This window comes from Robertmurraya korlensis (assembly GCF_023715225.1).
In the GTDB taxonomy this organism is placed as follows: Bacteria; Bacillota; Bacilli; order Bacillales; family Cytobacillaceae; genus Robertmurraya_A.
Window position 1 is genome coordinate 415712 of sequence record NZ_JAMBNS010000001.1, and the last position, 22516, is coordinate 438227.

Annotated in this window: 24 protein-coding genes and 1 other annotated feature; of the genes, 21 read left to right on the plus strand and 3 right to left on the minus strand. The window is 37.5% G+C overall.

The features are described from left to right. The first annotated feature begins 45 nt into the window (after positions 1 to 45). From M3175_RS02260 to M3175_RS02335, 16 genes are all read left to right on the plus strand, one after another. Positions 46 to 447, plus strand: coding sequence for a cytidine deaminase (locus M3175_RS02260; RefSeq protein WP_251514197.1), 402 nt, complete (start codon positions 46 to 48; stop codon positions 445 to 447). Next, positions 440 to 1357, plus strand: a complete 918-nt coding sequence (era, locus tag M3175_RS02265; RefSeq protein WP_251514214.1) for a GTPase Era — start codon at positions 440 to 442, stop codon at positions 1355 to 1357. The genes M3175_RS02260 and era overlap by 8 nt, the downstream gene beginning before the upstream one ends. A 153-nt stretch (positions 1358 to 1510) precedes the next feature. After that, positions 1511 to 1654 (plus strand): YqzL family protein, encoded by a 144-nt coding sequence (locus tag M3175_RS02270; protein ID WP_251514239.1) that lies wholly within the window; start codon positions 1511 to 1513, stop codon positions 1652 to 1654. Positions 1655 to 1683: 29 nt separating this feature from the next. After that, entirely contained in the window at positions 1684 to 2445 is a 762-nt protein-coding gene (gene recO, locus M3175_RS02275; protein ID WP_251514241.1) for a DNA repair protein RecO, read from the plus strand. Positions 2446 to 2484: 39 nt separating this feature from the next. Continuing rightward, positions 2485 to 2664: a binding site (T-box leader), on the plus strand. 81 nt (positions 2665 to 2745) lie between these two features. Next, positions 2746 to 3636 carry a glycine--tRNA ligase subunit alpha gene (gene glyQ, locus M3175_RS02280; protein WP_119709167.1) on the plus strand — a complete coding sequence of 297 codons (891 nt, stop codon included), beginning with the start codon at positions 2746 to 2748 and terminating at the stop codon, positions 3634 to 3636. After that, positions 3629 to 5704 carry a glycine--tRNA ligase subunit beta gene (gene glyS / locus M3175_RS02285; RefSeq protein WP_251514242.1) on the plus strand — a complete coding sequence of 692 codons (2076 nt, stop codon included), beginning with the start codon at positions 3629 to 3631 and terminating at the stop codon, positions 5702 to 5704. The genes glyQ and glyS overlap by 8 nt, the downstream gene beginning before the upstream one ends. A 130-nt stretch (positions 5705 to 5834) precedes the next feature. Beyond that, positions 5835 to 6467 carry a transcriptional regulator CcpN gene (gene ccpN, locus M3175_RS02290; RefSeq protein WP_162927788.1) on the plus strand — a complete coding sequence of 211 codons (633 nt, stop codon included), beginning with the start codon at positions 5835 to 5837 and terminating at the stop codon, positions 6465 to 6467. Between the two features lie 65 nt (positions 6468 to 6532). Further along, positions 6533 to 7342: a pyruvate, water dikinase regulatory protein gene (locus M3175_RS02295; RefSeq protein WP_251514244.1), complete on the plus strand. Its 810-nt coding sequence runs from the start codon at positions 6533 to 6535 to the stop codon at positions 7340 to 7342. Between the two features lie 263 nt (positions 7343 to 7605). Continuing rightward, entirely contained in the window at positions 7606 to 8076 is a 471-nt protein-coding gene (locus tag M3175_RS02300; RefSeq protein WP_371321656.1) for a YaiI/YqxD family protein, read from the plus strand. Between the two features lie 39 nt (positions 8077 to 8115). After that, the gene (gene dnaG, locus M3175_RS02305; RefSeq protein WP_251514247.1) at positions 8116 to 9930 is read left to right on the plus strand and encodes a DNA primase; all 1815 of its coding nucleotides are present in this window, start codon (positions 8116 to 8118) and stop codon (positions 9928 to 9930) included. A 33-nt stretch (positions 9931 to 9963) separates the two neighbouring features. After that, positions 9964 to 11088, plus strand: a complete 1125-nt coding sequence (rpoD, locus tag M3175_RS02310) for an RNA polymerase sigma factor RpoD (protein ID WP_251514249.1) — start codon at positions 9964 to 9966, stop codon at positions 11086 to 11088. Positions 11089 to 11093: 5 nt separating this feature from the next. Then, on the plus strand, positions 11094 to 11693 hold the full coding sequence (locus tag M3175_RS02315) for a hypothetical protein (RefSeq protein WP_251514251.1): 600 nt from the start codon (positions 11094 to 11096) through the stop codon (positions 11691 to 11693). 102 nt (positions 11694 to 11795) lie between these two features. Then, a complete protein-coding gene (locus tag M3175_RS02320; protein ID WP_251514253.1) occupies positions 11796 to 12935 on the plus strand; it encodes an acyl-CoA dehydrogenase family protein in 1140 nt (379 codons plus the stop codon). Positions 12936 to 13113: 178 nt separating this feature from the next. Then, a complete protein-coding gene (gene cccA, locus M3175_RS02325) occupies positions 13114 to 13479 on the plus strand; it encodes a cytochrome c550 (protein WP_119709159.1) in 366 nt (121 codons plus the stop codon). Positions 13480 to 13559: 80 nt separating this feature from the next. Further along, positions 13560 to 14270, plus strand: a complete 711-nt coding sequence (locus M3175_RS02330) for a tRNA (adenine(22)-N(1))-methyltransferase (protein WP_251514255.1) — start codon at positions 13560 to 13562, stop codon at positions 14268 to 14270. Next, positions 14267 to 15382: a Nif3-like dinuclear metal center hexameric protein gene (locus M3175_RS02335; protein ID WP_251514256.1), complete on the plus strand. Its 1116-nt coding sequence runs from the start codon at positions 14267 to 14269 to the stop codon at positions 15380 to 15382. The genes M3175_RS02330 and M3175_RS02335 overlap by 4 nt, the downstream gene beginning before the upstream one ends. 492 nt (positions 15383 to 15874) lie before the next feature. Here M3175_RS02335 and M3175_RS02340 read toward each other — a convergent pair whose 3' ends face one another. Both M3175_RS02340 and vrrA read right to left on the minus strand, forming a co-directional pair. Continuing rightward, positions 15875 to 16813, minus strand: a complete 939-nt coding sequence (locus M3175_RS02340; protein WP_251514257.1) for a 4-hydroxy-3-methylbut-2-enyl diphosphate reductase — start codon at positions 16811 to 16813, stop codon at positions 15875 to 15877. Positions 16814 to 16915: 102 nt separating this feature from the next. Next, a complete protein-coding gene (gene vrrA / locus M3175_RS02345) occupies positions 16916 to 17566 on the minus strand; it encodes a VrrA/YqfQ family protein (protein ID WP_251514258.1) in 651 nt (216 codons plus the stop codon). A 221-nt stretch (positions 17567 to 17787) separates the two neighbouring features. Between vrrA and M3175_RS02350 the strand changes: the two genes are divergently transcribed. Both M3175_RS02350 and M3175_RS02355 read left to right on the plus strand, forming a co-directional pair. Next, positions 17788 to 19098: a DEAD/DEAH box helicase gene (locus tag M3175_RS02350; protein WP_251514259.1), complete on the plus strand. Its 1311-nt coding sequence runs from the start codon at positions 17788 to 17790 to the stop codon at positions 19096 to 19098. Between the two features lie 19 nt (positions 19099 to 19117). After that, a complete protein-coding gene (locus M3175_RS02355) occupies positions 19118 to 20014 on the plus strand; it encodes a deoxyribonuclease IV (RefSeq protein WP_251514260.1) in 897 nt (298 codons plus the stop codon). Positions 20015 to 20052: 38 nt separating this feature from the next. Here M3175_RS02355 and M3175_RS02360 read toward each other — a convergent pair whose 3' ends face one another. Continuing rightward, positions 20053 to 20307: a DUF2624 domain-containing protein gene (locus M3175_RS02360; protein ID WP_251514261.1), complete on the minus strand. Its 255-nt coding sequence runs from the start codon at positions 20305 to 20307 to the stop codon at positions 20053 to 20055. Between the two features lie 151 nt (positions 20308 to 20458). Here M3175_RS02360 and M3175_RS02365 point away from each other — a divergent pair, with 151 nt between their 5' ends. The 3 genes from M3175_RS02365 to M3175_RS02375 are packed head-to-tail and all read left to right on the plus strand — an operon-like array spanning position 20459 to position 22514. After that, entirely contained in the window at positions 20459 to 21253 is a 795-nt protein-coding gene (locus tag M3175_RS02365; RefSeq protein WP_251514262.1) for a metal ABC transporter ATP-binding protein, read from the plus strand. Then, positions 21250 to 22101 carry a metal ABC transporter permease gene (locus tag M3175_RS02370; protein WP_251514263.1) on the plus strand — a complete coding sequence of 284 codons (852 nt, stop codon included), beginning with the start codon at positions 21250 to 21252 and terminating at the stop codon, positions 22099 to 22101. Before M3175_RS02365 ends, M3175_RS02370 begins: the two co-directional genes overlap by 4 nt. Beyond that, positions 22098 to 22514 carry a Fur family transcriptional regulator gene (locus M3175_RS02375; RefSeq protein ID WP_251514264.1) on the plus strand — a complete coding sequence of 139 codons (417 nt, stop codon included), beginning with the start codon at positions 22098 to 22100 and terminating at the stop codon, positions 22512 to 22514. The genes M3175_RS02370 and M3175_RS02375 overlap by 4 nt, the downstream gene beginning before the upstream one ends. The last annotated feature ends 2 nt before the right edge of the window (positions 22515 to 22516 follow it).

Consider the following 22516-nt stretch of genomic DNA (forward strand, 5'->3'; position numbering starts at 1 on the left):
AGGGTAAAATAGGAGTATGCAGTCTCCTTGAAAGGAAGTATTAATTTGAGCAAGGAAGAAACTTTAATTAAAGAAGCAAAAATTGCAAGAGAAAAAGCTTATGTACCATATTCGAAGTTCCAAGTGGGAGCTGCCCTCTTAACGACTGATGGAAAAGTATATCATGGGTGTAATGTAGAAAATGCTGCTTTTAGCATGACCAATTGTGCGGAGAGAACCGCGTTTTTCAGTGCCTATGCTGGGGGAGATCGTCAGTTTGAGATGCTTGCCGTAGTTGCAGATACAGAAGGTCCTGTCTCTCCATGTGGAGCATGTCGTCAAGTTATTTCAGAGTTATGTCCTAAAGATATGAAAGTCATTTTAACAAATTTAAAAGGCGATACACAAGAATTAACTGTCGCAGAATTACTACCAGGAGCATTTTCACCGGAGGATTTAAATGAGTAATAATCAAAAGCAAGAACACAAATCAGGGTTTATCTCCATCATCGGCCGCCCAAATGTTGGGAAATCAACGTTCCTTAATCGGGTAATCGGACAAAAAATTGCTATTATGAGTGATAAACCACAAACTACAAGAAATAAAGTACAAGGTGTATTAACAACCAATGATGCACAATTAGTATTTATTGATACACCAGGAATTCATAAGCCTAAGCATAAGCTTGGAGACTTTATGATGAAGGTTGCACAAAACACATTAAAAGAAGTCGATATTGTTCTTTTTATGGTGAATGCAGAGGAAGGTTTTGGTCGTGGTGAAGAGTTTATTCTAGATAAATTCCAATCAATTAAAACACCTGTATTCCTCGTGATTAACAAAATTGATCTTGTTCATCCTGACCAACTCATGGAAATTATCGTGTCGTATAAAGAAAGATATCCTTTTGCAGAAATCATTCCTATCTCTGCGCTTGAAGGAAACAACCTAGAAGTCTTGCTTGATGTGATTAAGAAATATATACCTGAAGGACCTCAATATTATCCAGCTGACCAAGTAACCGATCATCCAGAGAGATTTATCGTGTCAGAGCTAATACGTGAGAAGGCATTACATTTAACAAGAGAAGAAATTCCTCATTCATTAGCGGTTGTTATTGAGAAAATGGAACGACTAGAAGACAAAGATGTTGTACACGTTATGGCAACCATTATTGTAGAACGTGATTCCCAAAAAGGAATCATTATTGGTAAACAAGGAAGCATGTTAAAGGAAGTTGGAAAACGTGCAAGACAGGATATTGAGAACTTGTTGGGAACAAAAGTATTTTTAGAATTATGGGTTAAGGTTCAGAAGGATTGGCGCAACAAAATGTCCCAACTGAGAGATTTTGGGTTCCGCGAGGACGAATATTGATTTACCATTTTTAGATTATTATTCATCTTTCTAGTTTATGCACCTTTTTTATTAACAATATTTTCGACTCATTATTTTTGGTAGACAAGGCTATGATAATGGTAACGATTTGGATTTATTGCTAGTCAACTATTTGAAAGGTGGGGGTTTTTGATGATGGATTTTACCTGGAAAGTTTTTTCGCAAACAGGTAACATTGACACTTATCTGCTCTTTAAGGAGTTAGAGAAGGAGAATCAAGACATACCCGGGAATCAGGATGATGATCTAGCAGAGGTTGAATTTCCATATCTCTAGGTTTGTCTCGTACTAGGATGGTGTTCTAGATGTTTCAAAAATGCGAAGGCATCGTCATTCGAACAAATCATTATGGTGAAACAAATAAAATAGTCACTCTATTCACACGTGAATGGGGGAAAATAGGGGTGATGGCACGCGGTGCAAAAAAGCCTAACAGCCGCTTAGCTGCCATCACTCAGCTTTTTACATACGGTCAATTCTTAGTGCAAACAAGCAGCGGACTAGGTAGCTTGCAGCAAGGTGAAATGCTTTCCTCAATGCGCTCAATCAAGGAGGATATCTTCCTAACCGCTTATGCAAGTTATGTTATTGATCTTACGGATAAAAGCACTGACGAAAAAAAGGCAAATCCTTTTTTATTTGAGATGCTATATCAAACGCTAAATTATATTAACGAAGGCTATGACCCAGAAATTATTGTTCATATTTTTGAAGTGAAAATGTTGAATACATTAGGGTTGTATCCCATCCTTAATCAATGTGCCGTTTGTGGAAGTACAGACGGTCATTTTTCATTTTCAATCAGAGAGGGCGGATTTATCTGTCATCGCTGTTTAGAAAAGGATCCATATCATTATAAAATCTCTCAATCAACAGTAAAATTACTTCGGTTATTTTATTTCATTGATATGAGTAGGTTAGGGAATATATCTGTGAAGCAAGAAACAAAGAATGAGTTGAAAAAAATTATTAATGCTTATTATGATGAATACTCTGGTTTACACTTAAAAACGAAAAAATTCCTAAATCAGATTAGTCAATTAGGAAGTATTGATTTTAAGAGTTGACAACGACCTTTGTTTCAGCTAAGATTCAAATTAAATTTAATATTTGCGTTGAAGGAAAGGAGTACTTAACTTTCTCTACTAAGAAGCGATCCTAGGACGGTGAAAGCTAGGAATAGAGTGTTAAGGAAGGGCGTTCCCGAGCAATTTCGGATTAAGGTGGCTGACGTTTTATAATCGTCGGCAAATAGGGTGGAACCGCGGGTAACTCTCGTCCCTATGCTCAAAAGGCATAGGAGGCGGGAGTTTTTTTGTTTCCCAAAAAATGATTATCTCTTATGCGACAAATTTTGGAGGTGTACGATGAATATTCAAGACATGATTTTAACTTTGCAAAAGCATTGGTCTGATCAAGGGTGTATTTTAATGCAAGCGTACGATGTGGAAAAGGGTGCAGGAACTATGAGCCCTTATACGTTCTTACGTGCGATTGGCCCTGAACCATGGAATGTAGCGTATGTGGAGCCATCAAGACGACCAGCGGATGGAAGATACGGTGAAAACCCTAATCGCTTGTATCAACATCACCAATTCCAAGTGATTATGAAACCTTCTCCTGACAATATTCAGGAACTATATCTTGATTCGTTGAAGGCGCTGGGAATTGATCCTCTTCAGCACGATATTCGTTTTGTAGAAGATAATTGGGAAAACCCATCGCTTGGTTGTGCAGGGCTAGGTTGGGAAGTATGGTTAGATGGCATGGAGATCACGCAATTTACCTATTTCCAACAGGTAGGGGGACTTGAATGTAAGCCTGTTTCCGTTGAAATCACTTATGGAATCGAGCGCCTTGCTTCTTATATTCAAGAAAAGGAAAATGTTTTTGATTTAGAGTGGACGAATGGATTTACCGTTCGTGATATATTCTTACAGCCTGAATATGAGCACTCAAAATATACTTTTGAAACATCCGATCCTGAAATGCTTTTTAATTTGTTTAACATTTATGAAAAAGAAGCACATCGTCAAATGAACGAGGGGCTTGTTCATCCCGCTTATGACTATGTCTTAAAATGCTCTCATGTATTTAATCTTCTGGATGCTAGAGGCGCCATTTCGGTTACTGAACGAACTGGATTTATCGGTAGATGTAGAAATCTAGCAAGAAAGGTAGCTAAAACGTTCTATGAAGAGAGAGAAAAGTTAGGATTCCCAATTCTTCAGCAAAAGGGGGAAGATACACATGAATAAGCAAGATTTATTACTAGAGATCGGGCTTGAGGAGATGCCAGCTCGTTTCGTGACAGGATCAATTGAACAATTAACATCAAAAATAGAGAAATGGTTAAAAGAGAAAAAGATTTCCTTTGATTCCATCACTCATTTTTCTACTCCAAGACGTCTAGCTGTCATTGCTTACGGTGTAAGTACGAGCCAAGAGGATGTAGAGGAAGAGGCAAAAGGGCCTGCTAAAAAGATTGCCATTGACCACGAAGGGAATTGGTCAAAAGCTGCTGTAGGATTTACTAAAGGGCAAGGAATGTCTGTTGAGGATATCTATTTTAAAGAGATTAATGGGGTTGAGTATGCCCATGTACGTAAGTTTACAAAGGGGCAAGCAACAAAAGAGATACTCCCAGAGATAGTACATATTATTACGGGACTAACATTCCCTAAAAATATGCGTTGGGCAAATGAAACGCTAAAATATATTCGTCCGATCAAATGGTTACTTGCTATATATGGAACAGAGATTATCCCTTTTTCAATCACAAATGTATCAACAAGCAATCGTACAAACGGGCATCGATTCTTAGGAAAAGAAATAGAAATCGGTACGCCAGAAGAGTATGTAACTAAACTTTTAGGTGAATTTGTTATTGCAAATGCAGAGGAAAGAAAAAATGCCATTCTCTCGCAAATTTCTAAGTTAGAAGAAGAGCAAGGATGGACGATACCTGTCGATGAGGAATTATTAGAGGAAGTAACGAATCTCGTTGAATATCCGACAGCTTTATATGGAAGATTTGAGGAAGAATTTTTAGAGCTTCCGGAAGAAGTTCTTATTACATCCATGAAAGAGCATCAGCGCTATTTCCCTGTTAAGAAAAAGGACGGAACACTTTTGCCGTTCTTTGTAACAGTAAGGAATGGGGATCATATGCATCTTGAAACAGTAGCAAAGGGAAATGAGAAGGTGCTTAGAGCAAGACTATCAGATGCAGCCTTTTTCTATAGAGAAGATCAAAAAATGAATATTTCCGATGCGCTAGCTAAGCTTGGCTCTATTGTATATCATGAGGAAATTGGTACTCTTTCTGAAAAGGTTGCACGAGTTCGTTCGCTAACCAATCAGTTAGCAGAGTTATTAACCTTTAATGAGGAAGATAAAAAGACAGCAGATCGTGCTGCTGAAATCAGTAAGTTTGATCTAGTCACTCATATGGTATATGAATTCCCAGAGCTTCAAGGTTTTATGGGTGAGAAGTATGCTAGACAAAAAGGTGAATCTGAAGCGGTTGCTGTCGCTATTAATGAACACTACATGCCAAGAAACGCGGAAGACTCTACTCCTAACTCAAATAGTGGAGCAATTCTTGCCGTAGCAGAGAAATTAGATACGATAGTTTCATTTTTTGCAATTGGCAATATCCCAAGCGGCTCACAAGATCCTTACGCATTAAGAAGACAAGCTTCAGGGATTGTTCAAATCTTAATTAATAAAGAATGGAATGTTTCACTAACGGATCTTCTCCGTCTCTCTATTCTTTCCATTAAGGAAAAGGGAATTGGAGAAAAAGATGAAGAAGAGTTACTACTTGAGCTTATAGGTTTCTTTAAGCTCCGCTTAAAGCATTATTTACAAGAACAAAGCATTCGTTATGACATCATTGATGCTGTATTAGAAAAGAACATTACAGCTTTACCAACTTTGGTCAAAAAAGCAGTTGTTCTGCAAACGAAAAAAGATGGTAGTGGGTTTAAAGAGACAGTTGAAGCTCTTAGCCGTGTCCTTACCATTTCGAACAAAGCAGTGGAAAATGAGGAAATCAATGAATCCCTGTTTGAAAATGAGTTCGAGACCACACTATATAATCAATATCGTGATGTGAAAGCTGCATTAGAATCAAATGAAGCTAGTGAGGAAGAGTTTTTCGACAAACTTGCATTTTTACAAGGGGCAATTAACGATTTCTTTGACCATACAATGGTCATGGCAGAGAATCAAGCGTTGAAAAACAACCGTTTAGCATTAATGTCACAGTTGGCAGAATTGATTGTTAGCTTTGCGAACGTGAAGGAAATTGTAACAAAATAATCTTTTTTAAAGAGGGCCTTCTTAATGGTGAAGGCTCTTTTTATCCTTATGTCTTTTCATTTATGAGAGATAGTATATAATAATTCTATATAAGTATGACATACATATGAGCCTAAAGGGCAATTAGGTGGTGAGTACAATCGAGCTAAATAAACGGCAAGAGCATATTTTGCAAATTGTGAAGGAAAATGGGCCGATAACTGGAGAGCATATTGCCGAAAGACTCAATCTAACGAGAGCTACACTTCGACCAGATCTAGCTATTTTAACAATGGCTGGATATTTGGATGCACGGCCACGGGTAGGTTATTTTTACACTGGGAAATCAGGCACTCAATTATTAACTGAGAACTTAAAGAAACTGTATGTGAAGGATTATCAGTCTATTCCTGTAGTTGTGAACGAAAACGTTTCTGTTTACGATGCGATCTGTACTATGTTTCTCGAAGATGTTGGGACATTATTTGTTGTCGATCAATCTTCATTGCTCACGGGCGTATTGTCGAGAAAAGATCTTCTTAGAGCAAGTATTGGAAAGCAGGAACTAACCACGTTACCGGTGCATATCATCATGACAAGAATGCCTAATGTTACGATGTGCGGAAAAGACGATCTTCTCATTGATGTGGCACATAAATTAATTGATAAGCAAATTGATGCATTGCCTGTTGTTAGGGAATCGGAAAGAGGTTTCGAAGTACTTGGCAGAATTACCAAAACAAACTTAACAAAGGCATTTGTCGCATTAGCAGAAGGAAATTAACGATCGAAAATGGAATTACTCGATACGCATAAGATTATTACAAATGATGTAGGAGATGAAGAAGTATGGGGAAAATGCCAATCGTCTACGTGGTATCTGATTCTGTAGGAGAAACTGCAGAGCTCGTGACAAAAGCAGCGATAAGCCAATTTGATGGACAAGAAGTCACAATCAAAAGGTTTCCATATGTAGAGGATAAATCAAATATTGACGAAGTGATTTCACTTGTGAAATTAGACGGTGGGATGGTTGCCTATACACTTGTTAAGCCAGATATGCGCGAGTATATGAGGGATACAGCGAAGGCGGAAGGAATTTATGCTTGTGATATTATTGGGCCTTTAATTGATCAAATTCAAGATATTTGTGGTAAACAGCCTTTATTTGAACCGGGTTTAGTTAGGAAGCTTGATGAGGATTATTTTAAAAAGGTGGAAGCGATTGAATTTGCCGTAAAGTATGATGATGGTCGGGACCCACGTGGAATCTTAAAGGCGGATATCGTCTTAGTAGGTGTTTCGAGAACCTCAAAAACCCCATTATCACAGTACCTGGCTCATAAACGTATTAAAGTGGCAAATGTTCCACTTGTTCCAGAGGTTGACCCACCTGAGGAATTGTTTAAAGTACCTTCAGAGAAATGTTTCGGATTAAAAATAAGCCCGGAAAAACTTAATAATATTAGGCGTGAAAGACTTCTTTCTTTAGGTTTAAATGATCGAGCAAGCTATGCGAATATCGAACGGATTAAAGAAGAAATCGAGTATTTTGATAAAATTGTCTCAAAAATTGGGTGTCATGTAATCGATGTAACCAACAAAGCTGTTGAAGAAACAGCTAATGTTATTTTAAACCGTTACTTAAAAAGAGGATAAATAAAAGAAATAGCGCATAAAATGATGTGCTATTTCTTTTTATTGTTTGGAGGGTATGATAAAAAAAGTGATGGAAAAATAGACTTTTATATACTATAATAAAAAATTGTGATAAAAATGTATCAGATTAGGTTTAGACTTCACTATGAACGAATAAACTATTTATTGTCAGAAGTCAAGATTCTCGTCCGAAAAAAATTCGACAAACGCTTTTCCACTAAGTTATTCCTCGAAATAAGAAGGAATATATGGAGTGATGTAGAATTAATAGTACATTAGGTTTACCAAAGGTTCTTGTAGATGCAGATTCCTGTCCAGTGAAGCAGGAAATTGTCGAAATCGCGTCGAATTTTTCATTAGAAGTAATTTTTGTCGCATCTTATAATCATATGAGTACCACAGAAGCTGCAGGAACATGGAAATATGTCGATACGGGTAAGGAGGAAGTTGACTTATATATCATGAACCATGTGGATAAAGGCGACTTTGTAGTCACCCAAGACATCGGATTAGCTTCGACACTCGTGAATAAAGGTGTTTATGTACTTTCTCCAAGAGGGAATGTATACGAAGAGAAAGATATTAATCTTGCTCTTGATATGAGGTATCTTGCCGCAAAAGCTAGGCGACAAGGGGTACACTCTAAAGGACCCAAACGTTTTGGTCAAAATGACCGAGATGATTTTGCGAAAAATTTTTATTGCATTTTGTCGAAATTTGCAGGAAATCTATAATTTATCGCGAATTACTCACTAATACCTGGAGTTGTTTTCATGGCAGAACGTATCCCTGAGGATAAAATTAATGAAATTCGCCAGGCGGTTGATATAGTGGACGTGGTTAGCGACTATGTTCAGCTGAAAAAACAAGGTCGAAATTATTTTGGACTTTGTCCGTTTCATGGAGAAAACTCTCCTTCCTTCTCTGTTTCTCCGGATAAACAAATTTATCATTGTTTCGGATGTGGAGCAGGTGGGAATGCATTTTCTTTCTTAATGGAACAAGAAGGTGTCTCATTTATAGAAGCGGCTGTTAAATTAGCTGAAAAAGGAAATGTTGAGCTACATATCGAATCGTCATCTCACACTACATCTAGGACGATCCCGAATGATTTTCAGCAGATGATTGACGCTCACGATTTATTACGTAAATTCTATCATCATTTGCTTGTAAACACAAAAGACGGTCAACATGCACTTGAGTACCTTTTATCGAGAGGCTTTACTATTGAAGCGATTAATAAATTTCAAATAGGTTATTCATTAAATTCGTGGGATTTTGTATACAAATTTCTCTCGAAACGAAACTACCCCCCTGAAGTGATGGAAAGGGCCGGGCTGGTTATTAAACGTGAACGTGATGGAACTTATTTTGATCGCTTCAGAGACCGCATAATGTTTCCTATATTGGACCACAAAGGCAATACAATTGCGTTTTCAGGAAGATCATTAGGGGCTGATGAGCCAAAATATTTAAATAGTCCTGAAACAGCAATTTTTAACAAAAGTAAAATTTTATATAATTTTCACCAAGCAAGGGCAAGCATTAAAAAAACGAATCAAATCGTATTATTTGAGGGGTTTGCTGATGTGATAGCTGCCGATCGATCGGGTGTACTCAATGGAGTGGCAACCATGGGAACATCATTGACAGACGATCATATTGTGTCGATCAGGCGGAGTGCTGAAGCAGTAACGATTTGTTACGATGGAGACAATGCTGGTATTGAAGCCGCTCACCGTGCTAGTCAGCTTCTTCATTCAGCGGGTATTCAGGTCCGTGTGGCGATATTGCCAGATGGAATGGACCCAGATGATTATATTCGCCAAAATGGTGAAGAGAAATTTCAAAACGAAATTATCTCTTCTAGTGTTACATTAATGAATTTTAAACTTCGATATTTAAGAAGAGGAAAGGATTTAAATAATGAAGGAATTCGCCTCCAATATATCGAAGAAGTATTAAAGGAAATAAGCCAACTAGAGAAGGTAGTAGAACGAGATCACTATTTAAGACAGCTAGCAAGTGAATTCTCACTTTCACTCGATGCATTAAAGCAACAGCAAAAACAATTTTTCTTTGCGAACAAAAAAGGAAATCGTGAGCAATACGTTCAAAAAAGAAATCAAGATGTGGTTATTAAACAATCTTCTAATCTAAGACCGGCTTATGAAACTGCAGAAAGACGTTTAATCGCTTATATGTTGAAGGATTCTGACATAGCATATAAAGTGCAGGATTTGTTAAACGGTACTCCCTTTAATATTGATGAACATCAAGCAATCATAACATACTTGTATGGTTACTATGAAAAGGGATTCCAACCGAATCCAAGTGATTTCCTAACATATATCAAAGATGAAAAGCTTAGACGTACAGTAGCAGATATTGGAATGATGTCTATTGGTGAAGAAATAAGTGACCAGGAGCTTTCCGATTACATTAAGCAGGTGTTTAATTATCAAAAGATGTTAAAAATAAAAGAAAAAGAAGCAGAAGAGAAAGAAGCAGAGAGACAAAAGGATCATGGTAGGGCAGCTGTGATTGCAATGGAAATTATCCAATTGCGCAAAACATTAAAAGCTTGAGATTGTTGTTTGACTTTGGAAGGAGGGGTACATATGGCTGAAAAATCGGCCCGTTCAAAAGAGGTTGATTCAGATTTGACCCTAGAACAAGTAAAAGACCAGTTAACAGAGGTTGGAAAGAAAACAGGGGTTCTAGCCTATGACGATATTGCAGAGAAATTGTCTAATTTTGATGTAGACTCAGATCAAATGGATGAGTTTTATGAATTTTTAGGTGAGCAAGGTGTAGAACTAGTTGGTGAATCCGAAGATGGAGATCCTAATATACAGGAGCTTGCTAAAGGTGAAGAAGAATTTGATTTAAATGATTTAAGCGTACCACCAGGAGTGAAAATCAATGATCCTGTTCGGATGTATTTAAAAGAAATCGGTCGAGTAGACCTATTGTCTGCCGAAGAGGAAATTTCACTTGCTAATCGTATTGAACAAGGTGACGAAGAAGCAAAGCGCCGATTAGCAGAAGCGAACCTACGTCTTGTAGTTAGTATTGCAAAACGTTATGTTGGTCGCGGTATGTTGTTCCTTGATTTGATTCAAGAAGGTAATATGGGATTAATCAAAGCGGTTGAGAAGTTTGATTATCGCAAAGGGTTTAAATTTAGTACGTATGCTACTTGGTGGATACGACAAGCAATTACTCGTGCGATTGCTGACCAAGCCAGAACAATTCGTATCCCCGTTCATATGGTGGAAACCATCAATAAATTAATTCGTGTTCAACGTCAGCTACTTCAGGATCTTGGACGTGAACCAACTCCAGAAGAAATTGGAGAAGACATGGACTTAACTCCAGATAAGGTTCGTGAAATCCTAAAAATTGCACAAGAACCAGTTTCATTAGAAACACCAATTGGTGAAGAAGATGACTCACATTTAGGTGATTTCATTGAAGATCAGGATGCTACATCACCTTCAGAGCATGCGGCTTATGAGTTGTTAAAAGAACAATTGGAAGATGTTCTGGATACTCTAACCGACCGTGAAGAAAATGTATTACGACTACGTTTTGGACTTGATGATGGCCGCACGAGAACTTTAGAAGAAGTTGGAAAAGTGTTTGGTGTCACAAGAGAACGTATAAGACAAATTGAAGCAAAAGCGTTAAGGAAGTTAAGACACCCTAGCCGTAGCAAGCGTTTGAAGGATTTCTTAGAATAAAATGATTGTCTAAAAATAGTTTACTTCTTACAATAGAGGTAAACTATTTTTATGTTCAGCAAGAGAAAGGACAAGATATGAGTGATAATCGAAAAGAAATCATTGTTAAAGAAATTTATTATTGGAAAGAAACGAAGCTATTACCGGAACAATATTGCAATTTTTTATTAGCTTTATATACAGAAGGTGAACAAGTTAACGGAAAGAAAGCTGGAAAAAGAAGCATCAAGAGCAAGTTTTTCCTCGCTTACACTTCGTTGCTACTGATTCCGATTGGTATATTTATATATTTTACTGAATTATCTTTCTTTTTGCAAACGACTCTTTATGCTTTATTGCTATTATTTGGATTTGGAGCTAGTTTTTATTTTTTTAGAAAAGCGACAGAATTTATTGTTCCAATGATTTCTACAGCCCTCATTGCTTTGTTATGCTCAGTAGATTTTGTCACTTATGCTTTTCCTAATAGCGCTGTAAGCCTCTATGCAATTATTATTTTAAACTGTATAGCTTGGTTTATTATCGGAAGAAAAGCAAAGTTATTGAGTTTTATAATTTCTTCCATATTAGGACTGCTATTACTAAGTGGGTCTATATTTATATAATGATTATTTACTTTAAAATTTAAAATGTTGAGAAAATTATTCATCTCCTTATATAATAAATATGAAAGCGATTTCATATTTAGGCTTAAGGAGGAGAAAAACGTGAATTTTGATTTAACATCAGAACAAAGCATGATCCTTCGAACCATTAGAGAATTTGCTAATGAAGAGGTTGCACCAGGTGCGCTAGAAAGAGACCTTCATAAGCAGTTCCCACATGAGGTGTTTCAAAAGCTTACAGAATTAGGTTTAATGGGGCTTCCATTTCCAGAAGAATACGGTGGTGGTGGGGCAGATACAATAAGCTTTGCCATAGTCACAGAGGAGCTAAGTAGAGCTTGTGCCTCGACTGGAATTACGTATTCAGCCCATATATCGCTAGGGGGTGCTCCCCTTTATTTATTTGGTACAGAAGAACAAAAAAGAAAATATTTAATCCCGATTTGTACAGGTGAGTCTTTTGGAGCCTTTGGGCTAACCGAACCTAATGCTGGTTCCGATGCTGGAGGTACCAAGACGAAAGCGAATGAGAATGATGGGAAGTTTGTTATAAATGGAAATAAATGTTATATTACAAATGCAAGCTATGCAAAGCATTTAGCTATTACCGCAGTAACTGGGGAACAAAATGGGAAAAAAGAAATAAGTGCTATTATTGTTCCAACGAATTCTCCTGGCTTTCAGGTCATCAACAACTATGAAAAAATGGGGCTTCATGCCTCTAATACTACCGAATTAATATTAGAAGATGTTCAGGTACCAACTGAGAATTTACTAGGAAAGCGTGGAGAGGGCTTTAAACAGTTCTTAATCACTCTTGATGGAGGAAGGATTGGCATCGGTGCAATGGCAGTAGGTATTGCTCAGGCGGCATACGAAAAGGCATTGAGCTATGCAAAGCAAAGGCAGCAATTTGGAAGATCATTGTCCCATTTCCAGGCGATCCAATTTAAGCTTGCAGACATGGCTATGAAGATTGAACTTGCTAGAAATATGGTTTATAAAGCTGCTTGGTTAAAAGACCAAGGACGTTCCTTTACGAAGGAAGCTTCCATTTGTAAGCTTTACGCATCGGAAATTTGTATGGAGGTTACTGATCAAGCCGTACAAATACACGGGGGATATGGGTATATGAAGGATTATCATGTGGAACGATATATGCGTGATGGAAAGTTAACTGAAATTGGTGAAGGTACTTCAGAAATTCAACGAATGGTAATTGCACGAGAAATTGGTTGTTAGCTTCATTCGTTTATGACAGACCTCACAAAAACTAGTGAGGTTTTGTCTAAAATGAGAACATAATGTGACAAAGTTTACTTTAGTACTTTTCCTTCTGCCCATTTTCAAGTAAAATAGATATTGTTTGCATTCTATATTTAAATAGTTTTTGATGTACTTACATAAGGGAGGGAAAAGCATGAATCGCAATCCGATCATTCCATTTGTCTTAATCATGGTTCTTGGTATTGCTGCGATGTTCCTTTTTTCGTTTAAAGGCTTAGGTGACAGTAAGGAACTAGCTGCAGAACAAGAAGGCGGTGGAGAACAGGCAGAAGAGGTTTCAAACAATCCTGAAGATATTTATAAGTCTGCGGGCTGTATAGGATGTCACGGGGATTCATACCAAGGGGGCGTAGGTCCAGCTTTAACAGGTGTTGGTGACAAACTGTCGAAAGAAGAAATTGAAGACATTCTTGTAAACGGAAAAGGCTCAATGCCATCAGGACTCGTTACTGCTGAGAATGCAGGAGCAATGGCTGATTGGTTAATGGAGCTTAAATAAGTAAGCGTTTTAAGTCCTTTGCATATGTAAAGGACTTTTTTTATACTGTATGTAATCAAATAAAGAGTTGGTGTATGTAAATGAATGTGGAAAGATTATCGAAAAGACTTAGCGCCGTTTCCAATTTTATTCCAGAGGGTGCGAAACTAGCTGATATAGGTTCTGATCATGCCTATCTTCCTTGTCATGTTGTGAAAGCAGGAAAAGTACCTTATGCAATAGCAGGTGAAGTGGTTGAAGGACCCTTTCAATCTGCGAGAAAACAAGTAGAAATGGAAGGATTAACGAAACAAATTGATGTACGAAAAGGAAATGGCCTTGAAGTAATTGGTGTAGGGGAAGTAGATTGCATTACCATTGCTGGTATGGGTGGTGCCCTCATTGCTACTATTCTTGAAGAGGGAAAGGAAAAGCTTAAGGGTGTAAAGAGACTTGTGCTTCAACCGAATATTAGTGCTATTTCAATACGATTGTGGCTTCTAGGAAATGGATGGAGCCTTATAGATGAAGCTATTTTAGAAGAAGATGGAAAGATTTATGAGATCTTAGTTGCTGAAAAAGGAGATCCCAAATCTGTTTATACGGAGAAGATGGAAAATCAATTGCTTTTCGGACCGTATTTAAGTAAAGAAAAGAACGAGGCTTTTATTGATAAATGGACGGCTGAATGGAATAATTGGGACCGTATTTTAAAACAGATGAGTCAGTCTAGCCAAACAACAGAAAAAATAGAAAAGAAAATGGAAATACAGAAGAAAATTTCAATGGTAAAGGAGGTTCTAGGAGAATGAAAACCGTAAATGGGCATGAAATTATTAGTCTCTTTGAACAATTTTCACCAAAGAATCTAGCGTTAGAAGGAGATAAGATAGGTTTACAAATTGGAAGACTAAATAAGAAAATTTCAAATGTGATGATCGCACTAGATGTACTAGAAGAAGTAGTAGATGAAGCGATACATAATAATGTTCAATTAATCATTGCTCATCATCCACTCATTTATCGTCCTTTACAAAAGCTCGTGACAGATACAGCAACAGGTCGAATTATAGAAAAATTAATCAAGCATGATATCGCAGTATATGCAGCTCACACGAATTTGGACGTTGCTGAAGGCGGAGTCAATGATATGCTGGCAGACGCACTGAAATTATCAAACACTGAGGTCCTGGTACCAACCTTCGATTCTGAATTACTTAAACTCGTTGTCTATGTGCCAATTGGGTATGAGGAAGCGATAAAAAATGCATTAGGAAATGCGGGAGCAGGTTCAATAGGGCCATACTCTCACTGTTCCTTTACATCTGAAGGAAAAGGAGAGTTTATTCCTTTAGAAGGGGCCGAACCTTTTTATGGGGCGATAGGAAAAGTGGAGCAAGTGGAAGAAGCTAGAATTGAGACGGTGTTTCCTGCTCATCTAGAAAAAAAGGTCCTATCAGCGATGATGAAAGCACATCCATACGAAGAAGTAGCGTATGATGTGTACCGATTAAAGAATCAAGCAAAGTCACTTGGTTTGGGTAAGATAGGGAGCGTCCAAGAAACAACCCTCCGTGAATTCGCAAATTTTGTGAAAGTAGCCCTAGATGTGCCTGCCGTTCGAGTTGTTGGGGACTTAAATTCTAAGGTGAAAAAAGTTGCTGTACTTGGTGGAGATGGGAATAAATATATTCAATCGGCAAACTTCAAAGGTGCAGATGTATATGTAACGGGTGATATGTACTATCACGTTGCTCATGATGCCATGATGCTTGGGTTAAATATTATTGATCCAGGTCACAATGTCGAAAAGGTGATGAAACAGGGCGTGGCAAACAAGCTCACAGAAATGTGTAAGGAAAAAAAATATGAAGTAAATATTTTCGCTTCAACCATTCATACGGATCCTTTTCAATTTGTATAAGCAACAAAAAAGCCAAGACATCGGTTGGCGGTCAGGTTAAGGACCTGAGCTGATAAATAGATGGAGAAATTCCGGTTAATTAGTAATTCTTAATAAAAAAGGCTTAAATAGGCGGAGGGATTCCGCCTATTGGCTCGGAAAATTCGAAAATAAGCGATTTTGCTTTGCATAAGCGGAAAAACTCCCCTTATTCCCCCAATAAGAGGCTCCATTTTGCATATAACCGGAAATTCTCCGCTTATTTTGCGATTAAGGACAAAACATCTTATTTATTAAGGAGTGAGTTTCACTTGGAAAAATCAAAGAAAACCTCATTTTGATGCATTACAGTGAAGAATGTCACAGGTAAGTGAGGTTTTATATTTTTTTTGTATTAATAAATAAACTCGCCAATTTATACTATGGCGAGTTTTACTTTTTTATAGACTGTCATTTAGGTAAGTATTTTAAGAAAGCATTTCTTTTACATTTTTCCGTGGCTTTTTGGTAATATTAATTTTTTACTTTAGGTAATATTTTGTGAAGTGGCACTTTTTTCTCTCGGTTCCATGTGGATTCATCGAAAGGATTAAATTGTTCGATAAAGGCAATGACTTCTTTTGTAATAGGAGTAGGTGTTGATGCTCCAGAAGTTACCCCTACGGTTTGGGCATCTTTAATCCAATCAATATCTAATTCTGATATATCGCTAATCCGATAAGCTTTTGTCCCTGCGATTTCTTCGGAAACTTGCGCCAGACGATTGGAGTTATTACTTTTTGGATCACCAACAACAATCACCACATCCGCCTGACCTGCTTGTTCAGCAACCGCTTCTTGACGAACTTGTGTAGCCATACAGATTTCCTTATGAAATTCAGCATGTGGGTATTTCTTTTCAATTTTCTCCATAATATGGCCAACGTCCCATTGACTCATTGTGGTTTGATTCGTGACAAGTATTTTGTCGGCATGAATGGCTAATAAATCAACATCTGCTTCCGTCTCTACAAGGTGAACAATATCAGGAGCTACTCCAAGCGCACCTTCTGGTTCCGGATGTCCTTTTTTACCAATATAGATTACTTGGTAACCTTCATCTCTCTTTGCTTCAATCAGCTGATGGGTGCTTGTTACATCTGGACAAGTAGCATCGATTGTAACAAGACCTTTTTTCTTTGCTAACTCTCTGACTTCTGGTGATATACCGTGGGCAGTAAATATAACAGTCCCTTGTTCTACTTGTTCTAATATTTGTTTTCGGTTAGGGCCGTCTAGTGTAATAATCCCTTCTTCAGCAAAAGCATCGGTAACGTGCTTGTTGTGTACAATCATTCCTAATATATATATAGGCCGTGGCAGAGATTTATCAAGTGCTGCATTTCTTGCGATGACCATTGCATCAACAACACCGTAGCAATAGCCACGGGGTGATATTTTTATAACTTTCATTGAGTTGGCTCTCCCCTTTAAGCATGCTTATTCTATCATTATATAAGAAGTGTCATGATTATACAAAGAAGAGAAATAGGAATATGCTCTGGACATATTCCTTTATACATATATTTTAGGTACTGATTTTCCTTGTAATCTTGGTGATACCTGTTCTTCAATCTCTATGGAATGTGTATCATTTTCAGTACTGACTGAGCTCGGACGTTTTTGTCTTGTTTTTGTTTTCGTTTCCGATTTTGCCTCAGTGTTGGTGGACTCTACGCTTTCCTCATCCTTAGTTTCCTCATCCGAACTCGCAGCATTTAAACCACGGTAAAGTTTCCACATGGCTGGTAGGTTTTTAACAATTGGACCATATTGCTGTACCATCGGTCCGATTTGCTGAGCGGTTTGTAATACCCGTTGCGTATTATTCAAGAAACCCGTTATTGCTGTGGGGTCTGCTAGTGATTTTAACAGCCCGCCACCTGCAGCTGGGGCAGTAGAGCGAGAAGCATTGCCAAACATTTGCATTCCGGCTTGTGCGCCTTGAGATTTACCCTTACCAAGTAACTTAGACAGTAAACCTCCTCCGCTATTTCTTGTCGGACCTCTCATTCCTCTTGGAGCATTTCCCCCCATATGGGCTCTGTTCATCCCCATATTCCCCATTCTTACTGGGGGCATCATTGGTCTCATTTGGTTCCGTCCAAATCCGAGCATAGGTTGAGGCATTCCTCCACGCACAGGAAACGGTTGTCTTGGTGGCATACGAACACCCTCCTTTCATAATTTTCCCTCTTATACCCTATGCAAGAAAGAGATATTTGGTCTAGGTGAATGATGATAAGTTAGGAACTGGTTTGAAAATACTGTAATTCGTAAAACATAATCATATGGGAAATGAACTGTAGGTGGCACTTTATGAAGAACTTTATTATAATTACATGATGGGTATGGACATCCTTACCAAAACTGAAGGAGCTTTAATAATGACGAAAACAAAATTTTCAACGTATCAACTTAAACCATTTATAAACAAGGCGATTGAAGCCATTGGATTTTATGAACCAACTGAAATTCAGGAAAGATTGATTCCGACTGTACTTAAAGGTGAAAGTGCAATTGGTCAATCTCAAACAGGGACTGGGAAAACACATTCGTATGTATTACCGGTACTCCATAAAATCAATCCTAATAAACAAGAGGTACAAGCTGTAATCACTGCACCAACTAGAGAGCTTGCTTCACAAATATACCAAGAGGTTTTAAAGGTTACTGAGCATGCGGAAGAGGGCGAAGAGATCACAAGTCGTCTATTTATCGGAGGAACAGACAAAGTTCGTGCCATTGAAAAATTAAAAACTCAACCACATATCGTTGTAGGGACTCCAGGACGAATTAATGATTTAGTAAAGGAACAAGCCCTTTTTGTACATACAGCAAGCATGTATGTAGTCGATGAGGCTGATTTAATGCTTGATATGGGATTTTTAGAAGACGTTGACCAAATTGGAGCAAGAATGCCAGAAAAGCTTCAAATGCTTGTTTTTTCAGCCACCATTCCAGAAAAGCTAAAACCTTTTCTAAAGAAGTATATGGAAAATCCTAAGTATATTCATATTGAACCAAAGCAGTTAACTGCAGCGAAGATTGAACATATTCTTCTTCCATCAAGACATCGTGAAAAGTCAAATCTTGTGTATGAGGCGCTGAAGTTGTATAACCCTTATTTAGCGATTGTCTTTACGAATACAAAGAAAAAAGCCGAGGAAGTCGCTACAGCACTTACTCAAAGAGGGTTAAAAGTTGGTAGAATTCATGGAGATTTAAGTCCCCGTGAACGTAAGCGGATGATGAAGCAAATCACGGATTTGGAATTTCAATATATTGTAGCTACCGATTTAGCTGCAAGGGGAATTGACATTCCAGGGATTAGCCATGTGATTAACTATGAGCTTCCAACTGACTTAGATTTTTATGTACACCGTGTTGGTAGAACAGCTAGAGCGGGGAATTCGGGAATAGCTCTCACAGTTTATGAGCCATCTGATGAAGATGCATTAAATAGGCTTGAAAAACTGGGGATTGAATTTAAGCATATTGATATTAAAAAAGGTGAACTCTCCGAGCTTGAAGATCGTAACAGACGAAAAAAGAGAACAAAGCAGACTGATGAGGTAGATAAGTTAGCGAAGTCTTTTGTTAAAAAACCGTCAAAGGTGAAGCCGGGCTATAAGAAGAAGATGCAGTTTGAAATGGATAAAATTAAGAAAAGACAGAACCGATTGAAAAAGAAATAAGAGGTAGGAGAGTGGAGAAATGCTGAAATTAGGTTCACATGTTTCAATGAGTGGGAAAAGTATGTTGCTAGCATCTAGTGAAGAAGCAATCTCATACGGTGCGAATACTTTCATGATCTACACAGGTGCTCCTCAAAATACTCGAAGAAAGAAAATAGAAGATTTAAACATCGAAGCAGGTCAAAAACATATGGAGCAAAATGGAATCAATTTAGAAGATATTGTTGTGCATGCTCCATATATTATTAATATTGGAAATACTACCAACCCAGATACATTTGACCTTGGTGTCCGATTTTTAAAATCAGAAATCGAACGTACAGAGGCGATCGGTGCAAGGCAAATTGTTCTGCATCCAGGAGCTCATGTAGGAGCAGGGGAAGAGGCTGGAATCAAGAAGATCATTGAGGGTCTTAATGAGGTTCTAACTGGAAATGAGCAACTTCAGATTGCTTTAGAAACAATGGCTGGCAAAGGATCTGAATGCGGAAAAAGCTTCGAAGAATTAGCGATGATCATAGACGGTGTCAAACATAATGAAAAGCTTTCTATTTGCTTTGATACTTGTCATATTCATGATGCGGGCTATAACATTGTTGATGATTTTGACGGAGTTCTTAACGAGTTTGATAAAACCATTGGTATTGATCGCTTAAAGGTCCTTCATATTAATGATAGTAAGAATGATCGTGGTTCAAGAAAAGATAGACATGAGAATATTGGATATGGAAAGATTGGATTTGAAGCACTTTCTTATATTGTGCATCATCCGCAGCTAATAAGTATTCCAAAAATCCTTGAAACACCGTTTGTTGGGGAAGATAAGAATAATAAAAAAGCACCATACAAACAAGAAATTGACATGTTAACTTCAAAAGTATTTAACGAAAACCTACTCGAACATATAATGGCATAAAAAAGAGAAGGCTCATTGAAAAATGAGCCTCTGTTTAATTATTTCGTGAATTGTGTAACCAATTGACTGACGGCTTTTGCCGTTGCAGGACTCGTTAATCTTTCAATTTCCTTTAACAGTTTCGCTCTTTCTGAAGTATTAAAAATATCTACTTGTCTTCCCTTAAGATGGGAAGCAATTTTTTTGGCTTCATTAACGGTAATAGTAACTCCAAATTGTTTGGCGTATTTCAGTAATTCTTCTGTCGTAATTGTGTTTATTTTGTGATTAACAATGGATTGAAAGATACTCACGAATTCACCACTCCCTGATGTTAATCTATGTTGCTAGCTAATAAAAGGTGTAAACAAAGGGGGCACGAAGTACTTCCTTTACATCGTTTCATTTCTCATGTATACTACTTTTTGTAAATCGGAATGATTCTGATAATATTAGGTGGTTAAAATGGAAAATATTATAAATGTAAATAAACTGACTTATAAGTACGAAAAGGAAAATGTACTTGAAGATATTCATTTTTCAGTTCCTCGTGGAGCATTTTTGGGACTTGTTGGCCCTAATGGTTCAGGAAAGTCAACTTTATTAAAAATAATCTTAGGCTTATTAAAGCTTCAAAAGGGAGAAGTCGAATTATTTGGAACAGCCATTGAGCAGTTTAAAGATTGGCATCGAATCGGCTTTGTTTCACAAAAAGCAAATTCCTTTAATTCGGGATTCCCCGCAACAGTATACGAAGTGGTTTCAAGTGGGTTAACCAAAAAAGTAGGATTGTTTAAAAGGCATAAGGAAGAGGATAAAGAAAAGATACGAGCTGCGATTGATTCTGTGGGGCTAACGGAAAAAATAGGAAGCAATATCGGTGAGTTGTCAGGAGGACAACAGCAAAGAGTTTTTATCGCTCGTGCCTTAGTAAGTGACCCAGACTTACTTATCTTAGATGAGCCCACAGTTGGTGTTGATGCAAAAAATGTCCAATCCTTTTACGAAATGCTTACAGAGCTTAATCAAGATCGAGGGATAACATTAATTTTAGTCACTCATGATATCGGTACGATTACAGATAAAGTGACCCATGTTGCTTGCTTAAATAAGCATATGCACTTTCATGGTGATACAGAGGAGTTTGAAAAACAAAATATGTCTGACCTATATGGACATGATGTTCAAGTTCTTATGCATGAACATGACCAACACCATCACCATCACCATGTTCATCATCACGGAGGGGAAAATCGGTGATTGAAGCGATATTTAAATATGAATTTTTACAAAATGCATTTCTCACAGGTGCAATCATTGGAATAATTGCGCCTTTACTTGGTGTCTATATTGTAGTTAGAAGACTTTCTCTAATAGCCGATGCTTTAAGCCATGTTACATTAGCTGGTATAGCGGCAAGCTTGCTTCTTGAAAAAAGGCTTTTGTTCACTACGGGATTAAATCCGATCTATTTAGGAATGACCTTTTCTGTAATTGGTTCTTTGTTTATCGAAAAGCTTAGAACTGTATATAAACATTATCAAGAGCTCGCTATCCCCATTATTTTGTCTAGTGGTATTGGCTTAGGTGTTATTTTCATTTCATTAGCCGATGGATTCAATACAGATTTATATAGTTATTTATTCGGTAGCGTGAGTGCAGTCAGTCGAACAGACTTAGTCATTATCATTATCATCAGTGTGATTGTGGTAGCTTTCATTACGCTTTTATATAAGGAATTATTTCTTCTTTCATTTGACGAAGAACACGCAAAAGCTTCAGGTATAGCCGTGAAGTCCCTTCATTTCTTTTTCATTGTTTTAGTTGCACTAGTCATTGCAGCTTCGATGAGAATTGTTGGAATTTTACTAGTATCTTCGCTCATGACTCTCCCTGTAGCTGCAAGTATTCGGATTGCAAAAGGATTTAAACAAACCATCCTACTTTCTATGGTTTTCGGAGAAGTTTCTGTACTTGGTGGGCTGACCATTTCTTATTATCTTGATTTGGCACCGGGTGGAACGATTGTAGTTATTGCTGTATTGATTCTCATTCTTGTTATATTATTAAAGAAAATGTACCAATGGAAACATGAGGTGAGAGAATGAATGTAACGGAAGCTCTTGATTTATTAAAAAATAAAGGCTACAAGCATACAGGAAAAAGAGAAGATATGCTTGGTCTTTTTGCTAACAGTAATAAATATTTAACGGCTAAGGATGTACTTGATCGGATGAAGGATCATTACCCTGGGTTGAGCTTTGATACGATTTATCGTAATCTTTCTTTATTTGTGGATCTGGGTATTTTTGAAATGACGGAATTATCAGGAGAAAAACATTTTCGTTATTCTTGTGAAAGTAAACACCATCACCATCATTTTATTTGCTTGGACTGTGGAAAAACGAAGGAAATTGATACTTGCCCTATGAATAGTTTGCAGGAAAGCTTGAAGGACTATGATATATCTGGCCATAAATTTGAAATTTATGGCCGATGCCCAGAATGTACGGTGAATTGAGT